Raw genomic sequence first — 21,991 nt, 5'->3', positions numbered from 1 at the left:
GGCGTCACGGTGACGGACCCGCCGCACATGGCAATGGCTCCGCCTTACGGCAACGGCTGCTCCGTCCAGATGATCTTGCCGTTGGGGGTGTACCGCGTCCCCCAGCGCTCGGTGAGCTGGGCGACGAGGAACAGGCCCCGGCCGCCCTCGTCCGTGCTGCGCGCGCGGCGCAGGCGGGGGGAGGTGCCGCTGCCGTCGGAGACCTCGCAGATCAGGGCGCGGTCGCGGAGCAGGCGGAGCTGGACGGGGCCGGTGGCGTGGCGGATGGCGTTGGTGACCAGTTCGCTGGCGATGAGTTCCGTGGTGAAGGCCAGGTCGTCCAGGCCCCAGGCGGCGAGCCGGTCGGTGACGGCGGCACGGGAGAGGGAGACGACCGCCGGATCGCTGGGCAGGTCCCACTGGGCCACGTGGTCGGCGCCCAGGGTGTGGGTGCGGGCGACGAGCAGGGCGACGTCGTCGCCGGGGCGGGCCGGGAGCAGGGCGTCGAGGACGGCCTCGCAGGTCTCCTCCGGGGGGCGGCCGGCACAGGCCAGGACCGCACGCAACTGGTCGAGCCCGGCGTCGATGTCGCGGTGCCGGTCCTCGACCAGACCGTCGGTGTACAGCACGAGCTGGCTGCCCTCGGCCAGTTCCAGCTCGACCGTCTCGAAGGGCAGGCCGCCCAGGCCCAGGGGCGGGCACGACGGCAGGTCGACGAACTCGACCGTGCCGTCGGGGGCGACGACCGCGGGCAGGGGGTGCCCGGCGCGGGTGAGGGTGCAGCGCCGGGACACCGGATCGTAGACGGCGAAGAGACAGGTGGCTCCGACGATGCCGGAGTCGGGCGTGCCCTCCGCCGCCCAGCCCTCGCCCCGGTCGAGCCGGCCGACCAGGTCGTCGAGGTGGGTGAGGAGGTCGTCGGGCGACAGGTCCAGGGAGCAGAAGTTGTGCACGGCGGTGCGCAGCCGGCCCATGGTGGCGGCGGCGTGCAGACCGTGCCCGACGACATCGCCGACCACGAGCGCGACCCGGGCGCCGGACAGCGGGATGACGTCGAACCAGTCGCCGCCGACGCCGGCCTGCGCGGGCAGATACCGGTAGGCGACCTCGACGGCACTCTGCTCGGAACGCCCCCTCGGCAGCAGGCTGCGCTGGAGGGTGAGAGCGGTGTTGTGCTCGCGCGTGTAGCGGCGGGCGTTGTCGATGCAGATCGCCGCGCGGCCGGCCAGTTCCTGCGCGAGGGACAGGTCGTCGTCCTCGAAGGAGGCGGGTTGCAGGGAGCGGTAGAAGCTGACCACGCCGAGGGTCGTGCCACGCGCCCGCAGCGGCACGGTGATCAGGGAGTGGATGCCCGCCGCGAGCACCCGTTCCAGCCGCTCGGGGTCCTGCGCGATCCAGCCGCCCGCCGCGGACAGGACGGGTTCCAGCACGGACTGCCTGGTCTCCAGAGAGCGGGCCTGCGGCGTGGACGGCACGTACTCGACGGTGTCCCCGACGTCGTAAAGATGGTGCACATCCTTGCGTACGGCGCGGATGGCCACCCGGCGCAGCGCGGTCCGGCCGCCGAGCGTTTCCGGTTCCTCGCCGCGCAGCACCGAGTCGGGCAGGTCGACGGCGACGAAGTCGGCGAACCGGGGGACGGTCACCTCGGCGAGTTCCTCCGCGGTGCGGGTGACGTCGAGGGTGGTGCCGATCCGCACGGTCGCGTCGTGCAGCAGCTCCAGTCGCCGCCGCGCCAGTACGGCCAGCCGTCCGACCCCGGGCTCCCCGACGAGCAGCAGCCAGCCTTCGGCACCCGGACCGTCCGGTGAGGGAGGGGCGGAGGTCTGCGGCTCGGACACGACGGTGGGGGCGGCGGGAGACGACGGCACGACGGTGCGCCGCCGGACAGTGGGCGGGGCGATGGCGGGCGAGGCGATCGCGGGCGGCGCGGTCGCGGCTCCCGTGGCCGGCTCGGGCTGCGGGCCGGAAGCGGCCGGCCCGGGGGCGCCGGCGGCCTGCCCGTCCGCCCCTGGCCCCGCGCCGAATGCCGACCGCTCGACCCGCGTGGACGGTGCGGGCCGCGAGGCCGGCGGCGAGGGCGCTGGTGCGACATGGCGCAGACGAGGGCCGCCGGGCACACGGGCCTCGACCGCCACGCCGATCTCCCCGGCCTCACCCGTGACCTGGCGGCGCAGCAGGGTGGCGGTCCGGCCGCTGGGCAGGGCGACCTCGTCGAGGGTGCGGTGCGGCGAGGCGAGGAGTTCCTCGGCCTTCGCCCGCAGCACGACCAGATCGAGCCGCGGCAGGGCGCCGACGCCCCCGTCCGGGCCGGACGACAGGCCCTCGGGCTGTTTCGGCCAGCGCTCCGAATGCCCGTCGGTCCGACGGTACGCGGCGAGCAGCGCGCGTTCCCGCCGGGTGGCCTGGTCCAGCAGCCGGGCCTCGATGCTGCGGGCGGCGTCGCGCACCATCCGCACCATGGCCGGGTCGCCCTGGTCGCGCAGGCAGGTGAGGTCGAGTACGGCTTCGATGCGCCCGCTGAGCGGGTCACGGACGGGCGCGCCCGCACAGGCGAAGGGTTGCAGACAGTCGGCGAAGTGCTCACGGCCGGCGATGTAGACGGGGCCGCGCTCGGCCAGCGCGGTGCCGACGCCGTTGGTGCCCACGACCGGTTCCGAGGCGTCGAACCCGGGAGCGAACTGCACCGCGTCGAGGCGCTCGCGCAGCCGGGGGTCACCCCCGAGCCGCCGCACCATCCGGCCCTGTCCGTCGCAGAGCGCGATCGCCATGCCGACGTCGGCGAGGGAGGCGTTCAGGTCCTTCAGGACCGGGTCCGCGGCGAGCAGGAAGCGGTCGTCCAGCGTCACGTCCGCGCGGTAGGGGACCAGCAGCCGATGCGGCTCGAGCCCGGCGGAGCGGCACCGCTTCCAGGAGTCGAGCACGGAGTCCCTGACGTCCGACTCGATGAGGGAGCCGGCCAGGAAACGTTCATGGGCATCGACGAGCCCGCCGATGTCGTCCCAGGCGACGGACAACCGGATCACTTCCTCGCCTGGAGCCGCCCCGGCCGCACACCGCCACTCGGCCAGCGGCACGGCGAAGGCCTCCAGGCGATATCACCCTAGACCCGTGTGATGCCCATCTCAATAGGATCCTTCCGGCACCGGGTGCCCCGTCATCGGCTCAGCGGTAGGGCAGGGAGGACAGCCGCCCGCGCTCGGCAAGCGGACTCGGCCGCCGACCGGCAAGGCGCACGGACTCGGCCGCCGACCGGCAAGGCGAATGGACTCGCCCCCGACCGGCAAGTACCGAGGTCCGAGCACCAGCCCCGCAGAAGCCAACCCCGCCACTGCGCGCGATACTTGACCGCATGCGGTCCCCGCGGTGCGCGGCCCGGATCGGGGCCGGGCTGATGCTGGTGCTGGTGGTCGCCGTCGGCTGCACCGAAGGAGACGGCGCCGACGAGACGGCACGCACGGAGCCGTCGACGACGAGCCGAGCGGGCTCCGGGACCCCGAGCGCGACGCCGACCCCCACGCCCACACCCGCCGACCCCGTGTCCCTCCCCGCCCTGATCCGGCGCGAGCACCACGGCTCCGACCTCCGCCTCGGAGCCGTACGCCTCCGCACCGACGCCTACACGCAGTACGCCGTCACCTACCGTTCCAATGGGCTGACCATCTCCGGGATCATGAACGTCCCCCGAGGCGAGGGTCCCTTCCCGGCGCTGGTCCTGGCGCACGGCTACATCGACCCGGAGGTGTACACGACCGGCCGCGGCATGCCCCGGGAGCAGGACCTCCTCGCGCGCAAGGGATACGTCGTCCTCCACACCGACTACCGGAATCACGCGGGCTCCGACGACGACCCCGACAACGACGTCAACCTCCGGCTCGGTTACACCGAGGACGTCATCACCGCCGTACAAGCCCTCCGGTCCGCCGCCCGGCCGGACGTCGACGACGACCGGATCGGCCTGCTGGGCCGGTCGATGGGCGGTGGGGTCGTGTACAACGCGCTGGTCGTGGCGCCCGGCCTCGTGGACGCCGCCGTGGTCTTCGCGCCGGTCAGCTCGCGCCCGGAGGAGAACATCGACCGGTTCCAGCGGCCCGAGGGGGACCCGCTCGTCGAGGAGATCGAGGCCGCGCACGGCACCCCCGAGGAGAACCCGGAGTTCTGGCGGCAGGTCTCGCCGGTCACCTACGTCGACCGGGTCACCGAGCCCCTGCTGATCCACCACGGCACGGCCGACGACACCTGCCCCCTGGCCTGGTCGAAGCGGACCGCCGCCGCGTTCGAGGCGGCGGGCAAGGACGTGGAGCTGCGGACGTACGCGGGCGAGGGGCACACGTTCGGGCCGCGGTGGCCGGATTCCATGGACGCCACGATGGCGTTCTTCGAGCGTCACCTGGGCTGAGCGCCCGTCGGTGATGCGCCACGCACAGCCCACCGGAAGTTTTTTCCCTCGGCGCTGATTGTTTCGGGCGTCTCTTCCGTACCTCCTGGAGTACTGAGCCGTTCATCTCTGGAGGCACGATGCCCATCTCGCGCCGCATGGTAGGAACCGTCTTCGTGGGAGGCGCCCTCGTCCTGACCCTCTCCGCCCTTGCCTACCCCGCCATGCTGGGCGTGGAGACCACCTCCGTCAATCAGGACCGCGTCATCGCCAACACCCAGTACGGCCCGCTGACCGAGGCCGACCGGGACTTCGTGGTCAAGGTCCGCGCGGCCGGCCTGTGGGAGCACCCGCTGGGCATGATGGCCATGCAGCGGGGCACGACCCCGGAGATGAAGGAGGCCGGCGAGCACCTCGTCGTCGGACACGCCCGGCTCGACCTCGCCTGCCGCAAGCTCGCGTCCGAGCTGAACATCACGCTGCCCAACCAGGCCAGCCCGCAGCAGCAGCAGTTCGTGGCGACGGTGGACTCCAAGACGGGCAAGGAGTTCGACGCCACCGGTGTCGCGATCATGCGGGTGACGCACGGGCAGATCTTCCCGGTGATCGCGAAGATCCGGGGTACCACGCAGAACACCCTGGTCCGTCAGCTGGCCGACCTCGCGAACGACACCGTGCTCGACCACATGACGGTCCTGGAGAAGACGGGCATGGTGAACTTCGACGCGAACAACTTCCAGCAGACCACCCCGCCGAAGCTCCCCAAGGACCAGATGACCCCGCCCGCGCCCCAGCCGGGCTCGCCGGTCCTCACGCTCGCCATCCCCAAGGGCCTGGAAGACCTGAACACCGCGTCCCCGTCGGCGCTGCCGAGCGCGGACGTCAAGTGACACAGGGCAGCGCCCCGGAGCCCCGCCAGGGGTTCCGGGGCGCTGCCACCCGCAGCGGGCTGCCGCCGTATCAGCCCGTCTCCCCTCGGCCCGGCCTCCATCAGCCCGGCTCCCCTCGGCGGCTCCCCTCGGCCCGGCTTCCACCAGCCCGGCTCCTGTCAGCCCGTCTTCCACCCCCAAGGGGTGTCCAGCCGCTCCCACTCCGCCGCCCACTGCTCCAGCCTCCGCCGCTCCAGCCCCAGCCGGACCACCCAGGCGGAGCCCAGCACGAGACCGGCGGTGCCCGTCCCGGCGAGGATGCCGCCGGCGATCGAGTGCAGCGTCATCTCGCCCTCGGAGAGCGGCTCGTTGGCGATGACTCCGTGCCGGTCCGTCCACACCTCGACCTTGCTGCCCGCATGCGTCCTGGGCGGCACCCGCGCCTCGTCCGTGTGGGTCGTGCCGCCCGGGTCGGTCCAGCGGACGGTGGCCCACACGAGATGGTCGGTGGTGACCCGCGTGGCCCCCGGATCCTCCGCCTCCTTCACGAGTACGGCCGTCACCCGGCGGCTCTCGGCCCGCTGCTGCTCCGCGGAGGCGACCACCGCGTCGGCCGCCGCCCGGCCCGCGAACACGGCACCGACCAGCGCGAACAGCCATGCGCACAGCACGATCCAGCCCTCGATGACGTCACTGCGCCGCCTCAGCGGACTGCGCCGCCACCGCCACAGCCGCACCCTCGGGCACCCAGACGCAGCCATGCCGACACCCCCTTGAGCACCGACAGCACCACTTCCAGTGTGCGCCCACCTGCCGTCCGACGCGCGAGTTCCGGCCTCACTGAAGGTCAGCCCCCGTTCCAGCCCCGTTTTCAGCCCCGCTTCCGCCCCCGCTCCAGCCCCATTGAATGAAGCATTCAGCATCCCTAGCATCTCCCGATGGATAGATTCATCCACTCCCGGGAGGACCTGTGCTTCCAGCCGTCCGTGTCAGACGCCCCCGGCGCCCGCTGATATCGGCCACCGCCGCCCTGTTGCTGGCCCTCGGCCTGACCGCAACCGCCACAGCCACAGCCACGCCCATGACCACGCCCGCCGCCGCACCCGAGCCCCGCACCCGCACTCCGCAGGTGTGGCCGGCACCGAAGAGCATGCACACGGGCGCGGGGCGACTCACCGTGCCGGACAAGGTCGTCGAGGTCGTCGGCCCGCGCACCGACCCCGCCGCCCGACGCCTCCTCGCATCCGTTCTGCGCGACGCCGGCGCCGAGCACATCGTCACCGTGCCCGCGGGCGAGAAGCCGCCCGCCTCCGGCCTCACGGTCTACCTCGGCGGCCCCGCCGAGAACCCCGCCACCGGGGCGGCGCTGAAGGAACTCCGCGCCAAGTCCCCGGCCGGCCTGCCCTCCGGCGGCTACGCCCTCGCCGCCGGACGCTCCCACGGCCGCGCCCTCCTCGCCCTCTCCGGCGTCGACACCACCGGCACCTTCTACGCGGCCCAGACCCTGCGCCAACTCGTCACCGGCCACCGCATACAAGCCGTGACCGTCCGCGACTGGCCCACCGCCGGCCTGCGCGGAGTCATCGAGGGCTTCTACGGCACCCCCTGGTCGCACGCCGAGCGCCTCGCCCAACTGGACTTCTACGGCCGTACGAAACAGAACGTCTACGTCTACTCGCCCAAGGACGACGACTACCTCCGCGCCCGCTGGCGCGACGCCTACCCGCCCGCCGATCTGGCGAAGCTGAAGGAACTGGTCGACCGCGCCCGCGCCAACCACGTCCGCTTCACCTACGCCCTCTCCCCCGGCCTCTCCGTCTGCTACTCCTCCGACGCCGACATCAAGGCACTGACCGCCAAGTTCGACTCGCTGTACGCCATCGGTGTGCGTTCGTTCGCGATCCCCCTCGACGACATCAGCTACACGAAGTGGAACTGCGCCGCCGACGAGGCGGAGTTCGGGACGGGCGGGGGCGCGGCCGGTACCGCGCAGGCGCATCTGCTCAACACGGTGTGGCGGGAGTTCACCGCGGAACACACCGACCTGCAGCCCCTGGAAACGGTCCCCACCGAGTACTCCGACCTCGCCGACTCCCCGTACAAGAAGGCTCTGCGCGAGAAGCTCGACCCGTCCGTGGTCGTGGAGTGGACCGGCGTCGGCGTGATCGCGCCGACCATCACCGCCGAGCAGGTGAAGCAGGCCCGCGAGGTGTACGGCCACCCGATCCTGGTCTGGGACAACTACCCGGTCAACGACTACGTCACCAGCCGTCTCCTGCTCGGCCCCTACACCGGCCGCGAGCCCGGTGTGGCGAGCGCGTCGACCGGGGTGACCGCCAACCCGATGGTCCAGGGGGAGGCCAGCCGGATCGCGCTGTTCACGTCGGCGGCCTATCTGTGGAACCCGGACGCGTACGACCCACGGGCCGCCTTCCTCGCCTCCGTACGGGACCTCGCCGGGCCCGGCGCCGCCCCATGGCTGCGGATCTTCGCCGAGAACAACTACTCCTCCCAGCTCGATGCGACCGAGTCCCCGACCCTCACCCGTCTGATCGCCGCCTTCCGCAAGGCCTACGAGCAGGACAGCGGCCTCGACCGGGCCGCCGCCGCCCTCAAGGGCTACTTCACCGACATGGCCGCCACCCCGGACCGGCTGCGCGCCCGGCTCGACAACCCGGGGTTCCTGGACGAGGTTTCCGCCTGGCTCGACAAGCTCGGCCGCTACGGCAGCGCGGGCGAGACCGCCGTGGACCTGCTGCTGGCCCACAAGGACGGGGACGCGGAAGCCGTCACCCGGTACTGGAACGGGCTGAGGGCCGAGCGCAAGGCACTGGACGCCGTGCCCGAGCAGGTGTCCCCGGGCGTGATGGACCAGTTCCTCTACACGACGATGCTGGAGACCGCACCCGACCCCGGCGTCGACGCCTCCTTCTCCCCGGACTCGCTGTCCCTGCGGCCCGGGGCCTCCGCCACGGTCACCCTCGACCTGTCCGACGTGCGGGCCGAGGCCGTCAGCTGGAAGCTCGACGTGCCCGACGGTGTCACCGCCACTCCCGCCGAGGGCACGGTGACCGGCCCGGCCTCGGTCACCGTCACCCTCACCGCCGGCACCGCCGCCACCGAAGGCGTCCGCTCCGTCGTCGTGTCGGGCACGGGGCTCCTCGACCGCGCGCTCCCCGTGCGGGTCACCGACGGCGCCGGAACGCCGCGCGCGCTGACGGCCGACTTCAGTGGGGCGTCGGTGAGTTCCATCGACCTCGCCACCGGGACGACCAGGAACATCGCGGTCGGTGACAACCCGGGCGAAGTCGTCGTGAGCGCCGACGGCCGTACCGCGTACGCCGCCAACCAGGGCTCGAACACGGTCAGCGTGATCGACGTACCGAGTGGCACGGTCACCGCCACGGTCGCCGTCGGCCGGGTCCCCGCCGGTCTCGCGCTCACCCCGGACGGCGGCACGCTGTGGGTGGCCAACTACACGGACGGCACCGTGCAGCCCGTGGACACCGGCACGCTCAAGGCGGGCACGCCCGTCCGTGTCGGCGACGGGCCGGAGAACATGGCGGTCACGCCCGACGGCAGGACGCTGTACGTGGCCAACATCCACGACAACACGGTCAGTCCCGTCGACCTGGCCACCGGACAGGCCGGCCGGGCCGTCGCCGTCGGCCCGCGCCCCTTCAACGTCGTCGCCGCGCCCGACGGGAAGACGGTCTACGTGTCCAACTCCGGCGGCTCGACGGTGACTCCGATCGACACGGCGACGAACGACACCGAGCCGACACTGCTGGTCACCGGTCAGGCCTACGGACTCGGTCTCTCGCCGGACGGGCGGACCCTGTGGGTCAGCCCCAGCACCGGGGACTACGTCACGCCCGTCGACACGGTGACCGGCGCGCCCGGCACCAAGGTCACGGTCGGGAGGTCCGCCTTCGACGTCGGCCTGGACTGGGACGGCGCTACGGCCTACGTCACCACGGCGGACGGCAACAGCCTGGTCCCGGTCGACACCGCGTCGGGTACCGCCGGGGCGCCCCTGACGACGGGCGCCTATCCGCTGGCCGTCGCACTGACGCCCGTACCCGTGGAGTGATCAGCTCGCGGTACGCCGGATCCGTCCGGCGTACCGCTTCTCCAGTTCCAGGTTCCCCTCGAAACCGCCCGGCACATTGGCCGAGACGTACACCGGCGGTCGCTCCCCGGCGGCAAGGAGCAGACCCGAGGCCTCCGCGACCGCCATCTGCACCAGCAGCACACCGGTCAGCGTGGACAGGGCGCACACCGCGCCGCCGCCGGGCAGTTCCAGGAGCGCGTCGCCGGGCGGGGCGGCGTTGTCGAGGACGACGTCCGCCAGGTCGGCGAGCTTCTTGCCGCTCGCGTGGCCCGCGGGGACGGCCCGGGTGTGGGCGAGGGAGGTGATGGCCAGGATCCGGTGGCCCCGCTCCTTGGCGTGCAGGGCCATCTCGACGATGACGTTGTTGACGCCGGAGTTGGAGATGATGACGAAGAGATCTGCGGTGCGCGGGGCGGCCAGGTCGTAGATCCGGGCGGCCACACCGGGTTCGCGCTCCAGGAGCGGATCGTCGAGGACGCTCGGCGCGTCACCGCCGTACAGGACGAGGTCGGCGATGCTGAGCCGGTTGGTGGGCACCAACCCGCCCGCCCGGCCCGCGACTTCGAGGACCATCGCCTGAGAGTGGCCGGTGCCGAAGGCCTGGATCACGCCGTCCGCCCGTACGCAGTCGGCGATGAGTCCGGCGGCACGGGCCACGTCGTCACGGGCGGACTCGGTCAGGCGGTCGAGGACGGCCATGCCCTCGCGCGCGAAACGCCGGGCGCTCACAGACTCGTCGGACACGGGTCACTCCCCACTGATGGACCACTGGGCCTGATGGATTGAACCACCCTGTACTCCTGCATCGATGAATCAATAAATCACACACCGCACGGTACGGGCAATGAGCCTCACGTCCGCCCTCACCCGCCCCTGCCCTCTCGGTCCTGGTATTCAACCTGCGCGGTAAACGGTGGCTGGTACCTTCTCCCCATGCCCCCGACGGACGTCACCACACTGATCCGCACCGAGCTGCCCCGGCTGGCCGGTTCCCTGCGCAAGGTAGGCGAGTTGATCCTGGAGGATCCGGCCGCCGTCACCCACTGCTCGGCCGCCGAGCTGGGTCGCCGCACCGGCACCTCCCAGGCGACGGTGACCCGGTTCTGCCGGGCCATCGGGCTCGACTCCTACCAGCATCTGCTGATCGAGCTGGCCCAGGAACGCGGTCGTGGCGAGGTCTCCGACTGGGGCAGCGCCGAGATCGGCCCCGACATCTCGCCGGACGACAGTCTGGAGCGGGTCGTCCAGGTCGTCGGCAGCGCGGATCTGCGCGCGATCCAGCAGACCATCGAGCGGATCGACCTCGACGCCCTCGAACGCGCGGCCCAGGCCCTGGCCCGCGCCCGCCGCATCGACGTGTACGGCGTCGGCGGCAGCGGGGCGGTGGCCCAGGAGACGGAGACCCGGCTGTTCCGCATCGGCTGCCAGGTCCGCGGCTGGACCGAGGTGCACGGGGCGGCCACCTCCGCGGCCCTACTCACCCCGGCCGACGTGGCCATCGGCATCTCCCACTCCGGGGCCACGCGCGAGACCCTCGAACCGTTCGAGATGGCCAGGGAGCGGGGCGCCACCACCATCGCCATCACCACCGACCCGCGCTCCCCCCTGGCCAAGGCCGCGGACATCCGGCTCATCTCGGCCACCTCGGAGACCAGCTTCCGCACCGGCAGCATCGGCGGCCGGCACTCCGTCCTGATGATCGTCGACTGTCTCTACGTCCGGGTCGGCCAGGTTTCCTACCAGCGCGCCAGCGCCTCGCTCGCCCTGACGGACCACATCGGACCGCGGCACGCGGCGAAGAACCGCCGGGCTCGCTGACCCCGGCCCGGGCTGTATGGATGAACCACCTGAGATATATGAAGGTGGTTGTTTGAATCATCCCCTTGCGCCAGGATGGGGCTCCCCACGAGCACTCGTAGGAGCCCCATGCGCGTCATCTCTGTCGAGTCGACCGAGCTTTTCGTCGGTACCGAGGACCATCCGCGGCAGGTGGTGGCCGTAGAGATCGGAGAGGCCCCCGGCCGGACGGTCCGGCTCACCGTCGAGGGCCCGGGTGTCCACGGCACCGCCGAGGCGACCGCGGGGGACGACGGCACCGTACGCGCCGAGATACCGGTGACGACCGACCTGGCCCCCGGCGAGCGTACGCACATCAGGGTCATGGCCGAGGACACCGAGGACCCGGCCCGCAGCGCTGAGCACTCCGCCGCGTTCACGGCAGCCGAACCCGGTTGGACCATGTTCATGGTCAGCCACTTCCACTACGACCCCGTCTGGTGGAACACCCAGGCCGCCTACACCGAGACCTGGGACGTCGCCGACGACCCCGCCGGCACCGGACTGCCCGCCCGCACCTTCGACTCGCGCGGCCAGTCCGGGATGAGCCTGGTCCGCGCCCACTGCGATCTGGCGCGGCGCGACCCGGCGTACACCTTCGTGCTCGCGGAGGTCGACTACCTCAAGCCGTACTGGGACGCCTTCCCGGAGGAGCGCGCCTTCCTGCGCCAGCTGATCCGCACCGGCCGCGTGGAGATCATGGGCGGCACCTACAACGAGCCGAACACCAACCTCACCGGCGCCGAGGCGACCGTACGCAACGCCCTGTACGGCGACGGCTTCCAGCGCGGGATCATCGGGGCGGCGCCGGAGACGGCCTGGCAGCTGGACGCGTTCGGGCACGATCCGCAGTTCCCCGGGCTGATGGCCGACGCGGGCGTGACGTCGAGCTCGTGGGCGCGCGGACCCTTTCACCAGTGGGGCCCCACCCTCTCCGTCTTCGGCGAGGAGCCGCGGGATCCGAACCGGATGCAGTTCCCGGCGGAGTTCGACTGGATCGCCCCCTCGGGTCGCGGCATCCTCACCGCGTACATGGTCAACCACTACGGCGCCGGCTGGGCGATCGACAACGCGCCCACGCTCCCCGAGGCGGAGGCGGCCGCGCTCAAGCTGTTCAGGGGGTTGAAGCAGGTCGCGCTCACCCGCAATGTGCTGCTGCCCGTCGGCGGTGACTACGCGCCGCCGTGCCGCTGGGTGATGGGCATCCACCGGGACTGGAACGCCCGTTACGTCTGGCCGCGCTTCGTGAGCGGGATCCCCCGGGACTTCTTCGCCGCCGTACGCGCGGAGCTGGCGGCGGAGGGCCGCAAGGCCTCCCCGCAGACGCGGGACATGAACCCGGTCTACACCGGCAAGGACGTCTCCTACATCGACACCAAGCAGGCCCAGCGGTACGGCGAGACGCTGCTCGCCGACGCGGAGGCCTGGGCGACGCTCGCCTCGCTGGTGACCGGGCACCCCTATCCGGACGCGGCGCTCGACAAGGCCTGGCGGCAGCTGATCTACGGCGCCCACCACGACGCCATCACCGGCTCGGAGTCCGACCAGGTCTACATCGACCTGCTCACCGGCTGGCGGGAGCTGTACGACCTGGCCGAGACCGTGCACGCCGACGCGACCGACGCCCTGGCCCGCCGCGTCGCCCGACTGCCGGGCGGCGCACCGGACTTGGTGGTCTTCAACGCGGCGACCTGGGAGCGGCGGGACGTACTGTCCGTCGAGGACCCGGGACGCGTCCCGCTGGACGACACCGGCCTGCCCCTGCCCGCCGTACGGGAGGACGGCGAACTCCGGATCGTCGTACCGGAGGTCCCCGGCATGGGCCTCAAGGCGCTCCCGCTCGCCGACGGAACCGTCCCCGAGTGGACGCCCGGCGAGGGCGCCACCATCCGCAACGAGTTCTACGAGGTGACCGTCGATCCCGCACGCGGCGGCGCCGTCAGCAGCCTGCGGGCCCTCGCGGAGGCCGGCCGCGAACTCCTGCGCCCGGGCGACATCGGCAACGAGCTGGTCGTCCAGGAGGAGTATCCGAGGCACCCCCGCTTCGGCGAGGGCCCCTGGCACCTCACGCCGACCGGCACGACAGCCGCCCGCGGCCGGGACGTCACGGCGGACATCGATGTCGAGTACTCCCCCGCCGGCTCACGGATCACCGTCCGCGCGGATCTGGGCCTCTTCCGCTACGCACAGCGGCTCACGCTCTGGAAGGGCGTCGACCGCCTGGACGTCACGACGACCATCGACGGCTACGACGGCGCCGACCGCCTGATCCGGGTCCGCTGGCCCTCCGACGTGCGCGGCGGACTGCCCGTGCACGAGGTGGCCGACGCGGTGATCGGGCGTGGGTTCGGGTTCGTGGAGGTGGACAGCGAGCGGTTCCCGTGGACGCTGGACAATCCGGCCAACACGTGGTTCGGGCTGGGCTCCACCGCGCGGGTCGCGGTCGCCGACGGCTCGGGCAGGCATCTGGGCGAACGGTCCATCGGTGTCGCCGAGTTGGTGTACGGGTCCTGGGACGACGCCGGTGAGCTGGGCGCCGCCCTCGCGGCGGCCCTGGTGCGCGTGGGTGTGACGGCGACCTCGACGATCGCCGGGGGCCCGCGCTACGGCGACCTGGAGGTCGACTCCAACCTGCCCGACATCCGGATCGCGGTCGGCGCGCCCGAGCGCAACTCCGTGGTCGCCGAGGCCCTCGGCTGGGACCCGGCGGCCGGACGCGAACTGCGACGCCAGCTCGCCGAGCGGGGCGTGGCCTCCGTCTGGGTCGCACCGCGCGCCTCGCTGCGGGAGGAGTGGGTGCCCGGCGCCGACCTGCGCGACCTGGAGCGACTGCCGCTGCTCGTGGTGGCCGGTGCCCGGCCCGAGGACGACGCCAAGGCCGTCGACGCGCTGATCGCCGACCTGGACGACGCGGTCCTGGGGGCCACGGCGGCGGGCGGCGGCGAGGCGCTGCCGCCCGGGGACGCGTGGGACGGGCGCAGCTTCGCGGTCCTGAACCGTGGGACGCCCGGCTGTGTGGTGACCTCGTCCGGCGACCTCTACATGTCCCTGATGCGCTCCTGTACGGGCTGGCCCTCCGGCATCTGGGTGGACCCGCCCCGGCGCACGGCACCCGACGGCTCCGCCTTCCAACTCCAGCGCTGGTCCCACACGTTCGAGTACGCCGTGGTCGCGGGTGCGGGCGACTGGAGAGAGCTGGGGCTGCCGCAGGCGGGACATGCCTTCAACCATCCGCTGACAGGGCGGGTACGGCAGACGGCATCCGAGGACGCGGCGCTGCCCAGAAAGGCCGTGCTGCTGGCACTGGAGCCCTCCGGCGAGGTCCTGCTCGACGCGTTCAAGCCGGTCGGGTCACCGCTCGCCCGGGGAAGTGTGGCAGCGGCGGACCCCGGACGTGGGGTCGCCATCCGGATGCACGAGGTGAACGGGCGGCCGGTGCGAGCGCGGGTGCACGGTCCGCGCGAGTGGACGGACGGTGCGCGGGCGGACGTACTGGAGCGGCGCGGGGAGCCGCTGGCGCCCGCCGCTCAGGGCGCACTCGACCTCGACCTGACCGGCTTCGAGGTGGCGACGGTCCTCGCCACGACGGACGCGGACACGACACCCGGAGCCGGCGTCGCCGCCCACGAGCCCGCCCAGCCCGTCCCCACCCGTTACTGGCTCCACAACTCCGGTCCCGCCCCGCGCGGCAACATGCCGGTCGCGGTGTACGTCTCCCCGACCACGCTCACCCTCTCCGACGGCCCGGTCACGGCGACGGTCCGGATCGGCTCCGAGCTGACCGACGCACCCGTGTCGGGCACGGTCGGTTTGCACGTCCCGCCCGGCTGGTCCGTCGAGCCACCCGAACTGCCGTACGCGCTGGGCCCCGGCGGGTTCACGGTCGCCGAGGCCACGGTGACCCCACCGCCCGACCCCGAGCCGGGCCGGCACTGGCTCGCCGCCCGGCTGTCGTACGGCGGGCAGACGTTCGAGGACGTGGTGGCGCTGGACGTGCCGGACGGGCACAGGGGTCCAACGCTCGTGACCGAGCTGGGAGCCGAGCGGGTGAGCGTACGCCGGGGTGAACGCGCCCGCGTCCCGGTGACCCTGCGCAACACGACCCGGGGTCCGATCAGCGGCACCCTGTGGGCGGTCTCCTCCTGGGGAACCTGGGCGGGCGTGACCCCGGGCTGCCAGGGCTTCACCGTGCCGGGCGGCGAGCAACAGGACTGCACGATCGAGGTGGACGGCGCAACGGTGCCGCCGGGTTCGTACTGGCTGATGGCGAAGGTGGGCTGGCACGGCTGCGTCGCCTACACGGAGGCGATAGCGCTGGAGGTGACGGAGTGAACGAGAACGATCACGCCGCCCTGGTACACGGCCGGGCGATCCCCAGGTCCCGCGTGGACGCCTTCCTCAGATCCGTCCCGCCCCGAGACCCCGAAACCCGCCCGGAGGCACTCGCAAGGGCCGAGCGCCAGCGAAGGCGCTGGGCGACCCAGGTGGTGGTGATCGACGAACTGGCAGAACAGGCATGCAAGGCGTGGCCTGCAGCACCCCTAAGGGGCGCGGGGAACTGCGCGACCAGCCCCCACGGCGCCGCACCCGACGAACCACCCTCCACACCCCCACCCCCCACGGCCCCACCCGCGGAGCGCACCGTGGCAGACCTGGGCAGCATCATCGCCGTCGCCCTCTCCCACTCCCCCGCCGCCCGCACCCTGCTCGCCCACCTGGAAGCCGAGCAGCACATCCCCGAGGCAGCCGTACGGGACTACTACGACCGCAACCGGGACCGCTACCTCACCCCGGCCGCACTCAGGCGCGGCGTGGACCCCTACGGCCCCGCAGCCACACCCGCGGACTTCCTGCCGTACGAGCGGACGCGCCCCGGCATCGAGCGCGAGCTGCGGCAGGCGGCCGGACGCTGGGCCTTCTTCGGCTGGCTGGACCAGGCCCGCACCGGCGTGGAGTACGCCCCGGGCCACGAGCACCCCGGCGACCCGTCCCACCCGGACCACGAGCACCGGCACTGAACGGAACGGAACGTAAAAGCAACCCGGAAACCATTGACCTCCGATGAATTCTGGTCCACCTTTTCATCAATCAGCGTCCAAGTTGGTGATTTGAACCAGCTAAGCACCAGCGAACCAGACGGCTCGGTCGGCCGCAGGAGGGCACCCATGCGTGCAAGCAGACTTCCCGGATCCCTGGCGTGTTTCCTCGCCCTGGCACTCGCGGCCACCGGCTGCGGCCTCTCCGGCGGCGGCTCCGACGGCGGCGAGGCCACGGCCGGCGGCTGCAAGGTCGACAAGGCGAACGTCGGGTCCGGCGCGCTCACGGGGGACGTCAAGGGCGACATCACCTTCCAGACGACCAACTTGAAGAAAGACTTCGGCGACTACTTCAACGGCGTCATCGCCGCCTTCGAGAAGGCGCACCCGGGCGCCGAGGTGAAGTGGATCGACGACCCGGGCGACGCCACCTTCACGCAGCGCCTGGTCGCCGACGCGCAGGGCTGCACGCTGCCGGACGTGGTGAACATCAACGTCAACACGGCGATCGCGCTCACCAAGAACGGCTATCTGATCGACCTGGACAAGAAGGCGCCGGACGCGGGCGAGCCGTTCGTCCCCGCGCTGTGGAAGTCGAGCCTCTACGCCGACGCCTCGGGCACCAAGGTGCACAGCGTGCTGCCCTGGTACTCCGGCGGCATCGTGCAGACCTTCAACACCGAGCTGATGAAGAAGGCGGGCCTGGACCCGGCCAAACCTCCGACGACCGTCCTCGGGCTGTTCGCCGACGCGGAGAAGGTGGCCAAGGCCTCGGGCGGCAAGTACCACGCCTTCCTCGCCAACCCGCAGCTGCGCATCCCGGCCGACTGGCAGCAGATGGGCATCAAGATCTTCTCCGCCGACGGCAAGTCGTTCACCTTCGCCGACGACCCGAGGACCGCCCAGTGGGTCGAGGCCATGACCAAGCTCTACAAGGCCGGCGGGATGCCCCGGGACTCCCTCTCCTCCACACAGGACCCGGCCAACGTCTACGGCCAGGGCAAGCTGGTCTACGGCCCCACCAACCCCAACTTCCTGCGGTTCATCCAGCAGAACAACCCGACCGTCTACAAGAAGACCGGCGTCGCCCGCTTCATGCTGGACGACCTCGGCCACACCGTCGGCGCCCCGCAGTACATCGGTACCGCCTCCACCAGCAAGAACGCGGTGACCGCACTCGCCTTCGCGCGGTTCCTGACCAACGCGAAGAACCAGCTCGAGTGGGCGAAGGACCCGAACGTGGTCATCTTCCCGTCGACCACGGCCTCACTGGACGACCCGTTCTTCCAGTCGGTGAAGGGCACCGACCCCTTCGCCGAGGCCCGGAAGATCGTCGCCAGTGACCGCAAGACCGCCACGGCCGACGAAATCGCCCTCACGCCGGGCGAGTTGAACGCCATCTCGGCCCAGATCCAGCTGGCCATGCAGGGCAAGAAGAGCGCCGAGGACGCTCTCGAGGACGCCCAGGCCAAGGGCAACAAGCTGATCGAGCAGGGCAGCTGACGATGGCTCAGCACACTGTGGACCAGGCGCCCGTTCCCGCTCCCCTCGGGGCGGGCGCCCCCCGCCCCGGCTCCGTACCGGAACCGCCGGGGCGCCTGCGCCGCGCCCTCCGCTCCGTCACGCCCGGCCCGACGGCGGACGCGGGGGGCGCGGCGCTCTACCGCCCCTGGTGGCTGCCCTGGCTGTGGATGCTCCCGGCGATCGTCGGCACGACGGTGTTCGGGGTGTTCCCGTTCCTCAACACCATCCTGGTGTCCTTCACCGACGCCAAGCCGCTCGGCGGCGCGTACAACCTGGTGGGCCTGGACAACTACACGCGGATGCTGGGCGATTCGGACTTCTGGCTGGCTACCCGCAACAGCGTCCTGTACGCGCTGATCGTCGTCCCGCTGATGGTCCTGCTGCCGCTGCTGCTCGCGATCCTGGTCGAGCGGAACCTCCCGGGCATCGGCTTCTTCCGCTCCGCCTTCTACACCCCGGTCCTCGCCTCCAGCGTGGTCGTGGGCCTGAGCTGGCAGTGGCTGCTGAGCGACCAGGGCCTGGTCAACACCTGGCTCCAGAAGGCCCACATCATCCGGGACGCCATCCCCTTCCTGTCCGACTCGTGGCTGATCCTGCTGTCGGCGATGGGCCTGACGCTGTGGAAGGGCCTCGGCTGGTACATGATCTTCTACCTGGCCGCGCTCGGAAACGTGCCCAGGGAACTCCACGAGGCGGCGGCAGTGGACGGCGCGGGCGCGGTGCGCCGCTTCTGGCACATCACCGTGCCCGGCGTACGCCAGTCGATGATGCTCGTCGGCACCCTCACCGGCATCGGCTCGCTGCGCGTCTTCACCGAGATCTACATGCTCGGCGGCGCCACCGGCGGCCCCGGCGGCGCCGACCGCACCCTCCCCTTCTACATCCGGGACGTCGGCCTCGACCCGCTCACCGGCAACGCCGGCTACGGCGCGGCGGTCAGCGTCGCCCTGTTCGCACTCACCCTGGGCCTCACGCTGCTCGCCCAGCGCCTGACGAAGGAGGACGAGGGATGACCACGGCCGTCGAGAAGGACCGGCGCCTGACACCGCGCTGGCGGGACTACGGCCGGCCCCGCGAACTGGTCGTCCGCTACCTGCTGTTGATGTTCGTCCTGTTCATCACCGTGGGCCCGCTGGTGTGGCAGGTGCTGTCGTCGCTCAAGGGCCCCACCGAGGACGTCTTCGGCGCGGGCGCCTCCCTGATCCCGCACCACCCCTCCCTGCGGGCCTACGAGCAGGTCTTCGACCAGGTGCCGGTGTGGACGTACATCAGGAACAGCCTGTTCGTCGCGGTCATCTCCATCACCAGCCAGCTGGTCTTCTCCACCATGGCCGGCTACATGCTCTCCAAGCCCGCCTGGAAGGGCCGCAAGCTGGTGTGGGTGCTGCTGATGGCGTCCATGATGTTCCCCTTCGAGTCGATCATGGTGTCGCTGTTCCTGAGCGTCCGCGACATGGGCCTGGTCGACAACCTCGTCGGCGTCTGGCTGCCCGGCTTCGTCGCCGCGATCAACGTCCTCATCATGCGGGCCGCGTTCCTCGCCGTGCCGCGCGAGATCGAGGACGCGGCCATGCTGGACGGCGCGGGCGAGTGGAAGCGATTCCGCCACCTGTACCTCCCGTCCGCGTACGGCGCGATCCTGGTCGTCACCATCAACACCTTCATCAGCGCCTGGGACGACTTCCTCTGGCCGCTGATCGTGCTGCGCTCCGAGGAGCACTTCACGCTGACGCTGGGTCTGGCCCGACTGCAGACCTCGTCCTTCGGCTACGACCAGCGGCTGGTGATGGCGGGATCGGTGATCTCGGTGATCCCGGTGCTGGTGCTGTTCGTGATCACGCAGCGGTGGTTCTACAAGGGAGTGTCCTCGGGGGCCGTGAAGCTCTGAGTCGGTACGGCGGTCAGTGCCGCCCGCGCCGACTCCGCGACCCGGAACTCGACCACCGTGCCCCTGCCGGGCAGGTCGGCGCCGAGCGGGAACGTGACCGTGCGGGTCTCGCCCGGCGCCAGGTCGACAGCTTGGAAGCCGCACAGTTCCAGCGTGCGCGGCCACACGGGAGTCCGCAGCCGCCGCAGGTACAGCTGGGCGACGGAACGGCCCGCGCGCCGACCGGTGTTGGTGATGTCGACCTCGACGGTGTGCCCCGACAGCCGCGGCGGACCGTACGCGAAGCTCGTGTACGAGAGCCCGTGCCCGAAGGAGTAGAGCGGCTCGGCGTCCTCGTCCGCATAGCCGCCGTACTCGGTGTCCTTGTGGTTGTAGTGGACGGGGAGCTGGGCCGCCGAGCGCGGCACCGAGACCGGCAGCCGGCCGACGGGTTCGGCCAGCCCGAGCAGCACCTCGGCGATCGCCTCACCGCCCCACGGGCCCGGGTACCAGGCGGTGAGCAGGGCGGCTCCGGTGGCGGGCACGACATGCGGCCGGCCCTGGATGAGCACGACCACGGTCGGCGTCCCCGTCGCGACGACGGCCTCCAGCAGGGCGTTCTGGGCCTTCCCCAGCCGCAGTCCGGCCAGGTCGACGCCCTCGCCGCAGGTCATCTCGGAGACGACGGTCCGCGCGGCCCCGTTGGCGTCGAACTCCGTGTCGGGAGTACGCGCGCTGCTGCCGCCCAGCACCAGCACGGCCAGGTCGGAGGCGGCGGCCGCCGCGACCGCCGCGGGGATGCCGGAGAGGTCGTCGCCGGTGAGGGCGCAGCCGGGGGCGTGGCGGATGTCGAGGCCGGGCGGGGCGAGACGCCGTAGCCCGTCCAGCACGCTCACCGCCGTGCCTGGGCGCTGCGGGGCGGTGTAGTCGCCCAATTGGTGGGCGGCGGTGGCGGATTGGGGGCCGAGGACGGCGAGGCGGGAGACGGCCGCCGCGACGGGCAGGACCCCGCCGTCGTCGTGGAGGAGGGTGACCGCGCCTCGGGCGAGGAGGGTGCTCACCTCCCGGCCGTTCGCCGGGAAGGGAGTGGTGCCGCCCCTGGTGCCGACCGCGGTGCCGACCCCCGTCTCGACCTCCTGATCGAACAGTCCCAGCCGGAACTTGAGCCGCAGGACGCGGGCGACCGCGGTGTCGAGGATCTCCTCGGCCACCAGTCCCCGCTCGACCGCCTCCGCCAGATGCGTGAAGCCCTCGTCCCAAAGGCTCAGATCGACACCGGCGTCGAGCGCGAGGGCGCCCGCGGACATCGTGTCGCCGGTGATCCGGGCCAGCCGGTCCACCGCGAGTCCGTCGGCCATGACCAGTCCCTCGAACCCCCAGCGGTCTCTGAGGAGTTCGGTGAGCAGCGCCCTGTTCCCGGCGCAGGGCAGGCCGTCCACCTCGTTGTACGCGGCCATGACGGCGGCGGCCCCGGCACGGACGCCGGCGCGGGCGGCCGGGAGGTGGATCTCGTGCAGCTCACGCAGGCCGAGCTCGGACTCGGCGGAGTTGCGGCCGCCGACGGTGGCGCCCTGCCCGGCGAAGTGCTTGAGGACGACGGGGGCCTTGTCGGCGGCGAAGTACGCGGCGGGCTCGCCCTGCATGCCGCGGACGACGGCCTCCGTGAGGCGCGCGGCGAGGTAGGGGTCCTCCCCGAAGCACTCCTCGGTGCGGCCCCAGCGGGGGTCGCGGGCGATGTCGAGCGCCGAGACGAGGGCGACATGACCGCCGCGGGCCCGCAGTTCGGCGGCGGCGTGGGCGGCGGCGCGTTCGTACAGCTCGGGGTCCCAGGTGGCGCCGACGGCCAGATTGACCGGCAGGACCGTGCCGTCCAGCGCCATGTGCCCGTGCGGCACCTCCTCGACGAACAGCGCGGGAATCCCGAGCCGGCTGCGCTCGACGACATGCCGCTGCACCAGCTCCGCCAGGGCCGCCCCGTCATCCGCGCCGGGCCCGTTGGTGTGGTCGACACCGGACCAGGCGTCGGCGCGCTGGAGGCCGTACAGGGCGCCGAGTCCCTCGAAGCGGTCGGTCTCGGCGTACAGGGCGTCGGTGAGTTCGAAGCCGCCGTCGGGGGTGCGACGGTAGGCGTCCCAGCCGTACATCCGCTGGTTGAGCTGGCCGGCCTTCTCGCGCAGGGTCATGCGGGAGAGGAGGTCGCGGACCCGGGTCTCGACGGGGGCGGTGGGGTCGAGGTAGCGGGGGCGGTCGGCCACGAGGGGCGTGGCCGCGTCGTCCGGAGTCGGCATGCGGCCGGTCCCTTTCGTGCGAACGGTCGGTGCGGTCGGGTCGTGGGGCCGGATCCCGCCGCCCGTCGTGCGGGCAGGTCGTGCGATCAGGCCGTGCCGC

The 21,991-nt window shown here is 72.1% G+C and carries 13 protein-coding genes; 9 read left to right on the top strand and 4 right to left on the bottom strand.

Annotated features, from left to right (window positions below; translation table 11 throughout):
- Positions 1-44: 44 nt before the first annotated feature.
- Entirely contained in the window at positions 45-3,056 is a 3,012-nt protein-coding gene (locus ABIE67_RS35665; protein WP_370265661.1) for a SpoIIE family protein phosphatase, read from the bottom strand.
- Positions 3,057-3,331: 275 nt separating this feature from the next.
- Between ABIE67_RS35665 and ABIE67_RS35660 the strand changes: the two genes are divergently transcribed.
- Both ABIE67_RS35660 and ABIE67_RS35655 read left to right on the top strand, forming a co-directional pair.
- Positions 3,332-4,378 carry an alpha/beta hydrolase family protein gene (locus ABIE67_RS35660; protein ID WP_370265659.1) on the top strand — a complete coding sequence of 349 codons (1,047 nt, stop codon included), beginning with the start codon at positions 3,332-3,334 and terminating at the stop codon, positions 4,376-4,378.
- Positions 4,379-4,497: 119 nt separating this feature from the next.
- Entirely contained in the window at positions 4,498-5,247 is a 750-nt protein-coding gene (locus tag ABIE67_RS35655) for a DUF4142 domain-containing protein (protein ID WP_370265657.1), read from the top strand.
- Between the two features lie 158 nt (positions 5,248-5,405).
- On the opposite strand, the gene ABIE67_RS35650 is transcribed toward ABIE67_RS35655, so the two are convergent.
- Entirely contained in the window at positions 5,406-5,987 is a 582-nt protein-coding gene (locus ABIE67_RS35650; protein WP_370265655.1) for a hypothetical protein, read from the bottom strand.
- 320 nt (positions 5,988-6,307) lie between these two features.
- Between ABIE67_RS35650 and ABIE67_RS35645 the strand changes: the two genes are divergently transcribed.
- Entirely contained in the window at positions 6,308-9,319 is a 3,012-nt protein-coding gene (locus ABIE67_RS35645) for a beta-N-acetylglucosaminidase domain-containing protein (protein ID WP_370265653.1), read from the top strand.
- Here the strand turns inward: ABIE67_RS35645 and ABIE67_RS35640 are convergent, their stop codons facing one another.
- Complete coding sequence (locus ABIE67_RS35640; RefSeq protein ID WP_370265651.1) at positions 9,320-10,084, bottom strand: sugar isomerase domain-containing protein; 765 nt, start codon at positions 10,082-10,084, stop codon at positions 9,320-9,322.
- 189 nt (positions 10,085-10,273) lie between these two features.
- On the opposite strand from ABIE67_RS35640, the gene ABIE67_RS35635 reads away from it, so the two are divergent.
- From ABIE67_RS35635 to ABIE67_RS35610, 6 genes are all read left to right on the top strand, one after another.
- Positions 10,274-11,158, top strand: a complete 885-nt coding sequence (locus tag ABIE67_RS35635; protein WP_370265649.1) for a MurR/RpiR family transcriptional regulator — start codon at positions 10,274-10,276, stop codon at positions 11,156-11,158.
- A 108-nt stretch (positions 11,159-11,266) separates the two neighbouring features.
- Positions 11,267-15,508 carry an NEW3 domain-containing protein gene (locus ABIE67_RS35630; protein WP_370265647.1) on the top strand — a complete coding sequence of 1,414 codons (4,242 nt, stop codon included), beginning with the start codon at positions 11,267-11,269 and terminating at the stop codon, positions 15,506-15,508.
- Positions 15,505-16,194, top strand: coding sequence for a peptidyl-prolyl cis-trans isomerase (locus tag ABIE67_RS35625; protein WP_370265646.1), 690 nt, complete (start codon positions 15,505-15,507; stop codon positions 16,192-16,194). Before ABIE67_RS35630 ends, ABIE67_RS35625 begins: the two co-directional genes overlap by 4 nt.
- Before the next feature lie 147 nt (positions 16,195-16,341).
- Positions 16,342-17,715 (top strand): extracellular solute-binding protein, encoded by a 1,374-nt coding sequence (locus ABIE67_RS35620; RefSeq protein WP_370265643.1) that lies wholly within the window; start codon positions 16,342-16,344, stop codon positions 17,713-17,715.
- A 2-nt stretch (positions 17,716-17,717) separates the two neighbouring features.
- Positions 17,718-18,749 carry a carbohydrate ABC transporter permease gene (locus ABIE67_RS35615; RefSeq protein WP_370265641.1) on the top strand — a complete coding sequence of 344 codons (1,032 nt, stop codon included), beginning with the start codon at positions 17,718-17,720 and terminating at the stop codon, positions 18,747-18,749.
- Positions 18,746-19,624, top strand: coding sequence for a carbohydrate ABC transporter permease (locus ABIE67_RS35610; RefSeq protein WP_370265638.1), 879 nt, complete (start codon positions 18,746-18,748; stop codon positions 19,622-19,624). The genes ABIE67_RS35615 and ABIE67_RS35610 overlap by 4 nt, the downstream gene beginning before the upstream one ends.
- On the opposite strand, the gene ABIE67_RS35605 is transcribed toward ABIE67_RS35610, so the two are convergent.
- Positions 19,588-21,891, bottom strand: coding sequence for a glycoside hydrolase family 3 N-terminal domain-containing protein (locus ABIE67_RS35605; protein ID WP_370265636.1), 2,304 nt, complete (start codon positions 21,889-21,891; stop codon positions 19,588-19,590). The genes ABIE67_RS35610 and ABIE67_RS35605 overlap by 37 nt on opposite strands.
- Positions 21,892-21,991 lie beyond the last annotated feature (100 nt).

The sequence above is a fragment of the Streptomyces sp. V4I8 genome (genome assembly GCF_041261225.1).
Classification (GTDB): domain Bacteria; phylum Actinomycetota; class Actinomycetes; order Streptomycetales; family Streptomycetaceae; genus Streptomyces.
Note: the sequence above shows the minus strand (reverse complement) of the source record. Positions and strands in the feature narration are given on the sequence as shown.

Coding starts and splice junctions, on each gene's coding strand:
- ABIE67_RS35660 (WP_370265659.1), top strand. CDS start 3,332: ATGCGGTCCCCGCGGTGCGCGGCCCGGATCGGGGCCGGGCTGATGCTG.
- ABIE67_RS35655 (WP_370265657.1), top strand. CDS start 4,498: ATGCCCATCTCGCGCCGCATGGTAGGAACCGTCTTCGTGGGAGGCGCC.
- ABIE67_RS35650 (WP_370265655.1), bottom strand. CDS start 5,987: ATGGCTGCGTCTGGGTGCCCGAGGGTGCGGCTGTGGCGGTGGCGGCGC.
- ABIE67_RS35645 (WP_370265653.1), top strand. CDS start 6,308: ATGACCACGCCCGCCGCCGCACCCGAGCCCCGCACCCGCACTCCGCAG.
- ABIE67_RS35635 (WP_370265649.1), top strand. CDS start 10,274: ATGCCCCCGACGGACGTCACCACACTGATCCGCACCGAGCTGCCCCGG.
- ABIE67_RS35630 (WP_370265647.1), top strand. CDS start 11,267: ATGCGCGTCATCTCTGTCGAGTCGACCGAGCTTTTCGTCGGTACCGAG.
- ABIE67_RS35620 (WP_370265643.1), top strand. CDS start 16,342: ATGCGTGCAAGCAGACTTCCCGGATCCCTGGCGTGTTTCCTCGCCCTG.
- ABIE67_RS35615 (WP_370265641.1), top strand. CDS start 17,718: ATGGCTCAGCACACTGTGGACCAGGCGCCCGTTCCCGCTCCCCTCGGG.
- ABIE67_RS35610 (WP_370265638.1), top strand. CDS start 18,746: ATGACCACGGCCGTCGAGAAGGACCGGCGCCTGACACCGCGCTGGCGG.
- ABIE67_RS35605 (WP_370265636.1), bottom strand. CDS start 21,891: ATGCCGACTCCGGACGACGCGGCCACGCCCCTCGTGGCCGACCGCCCC.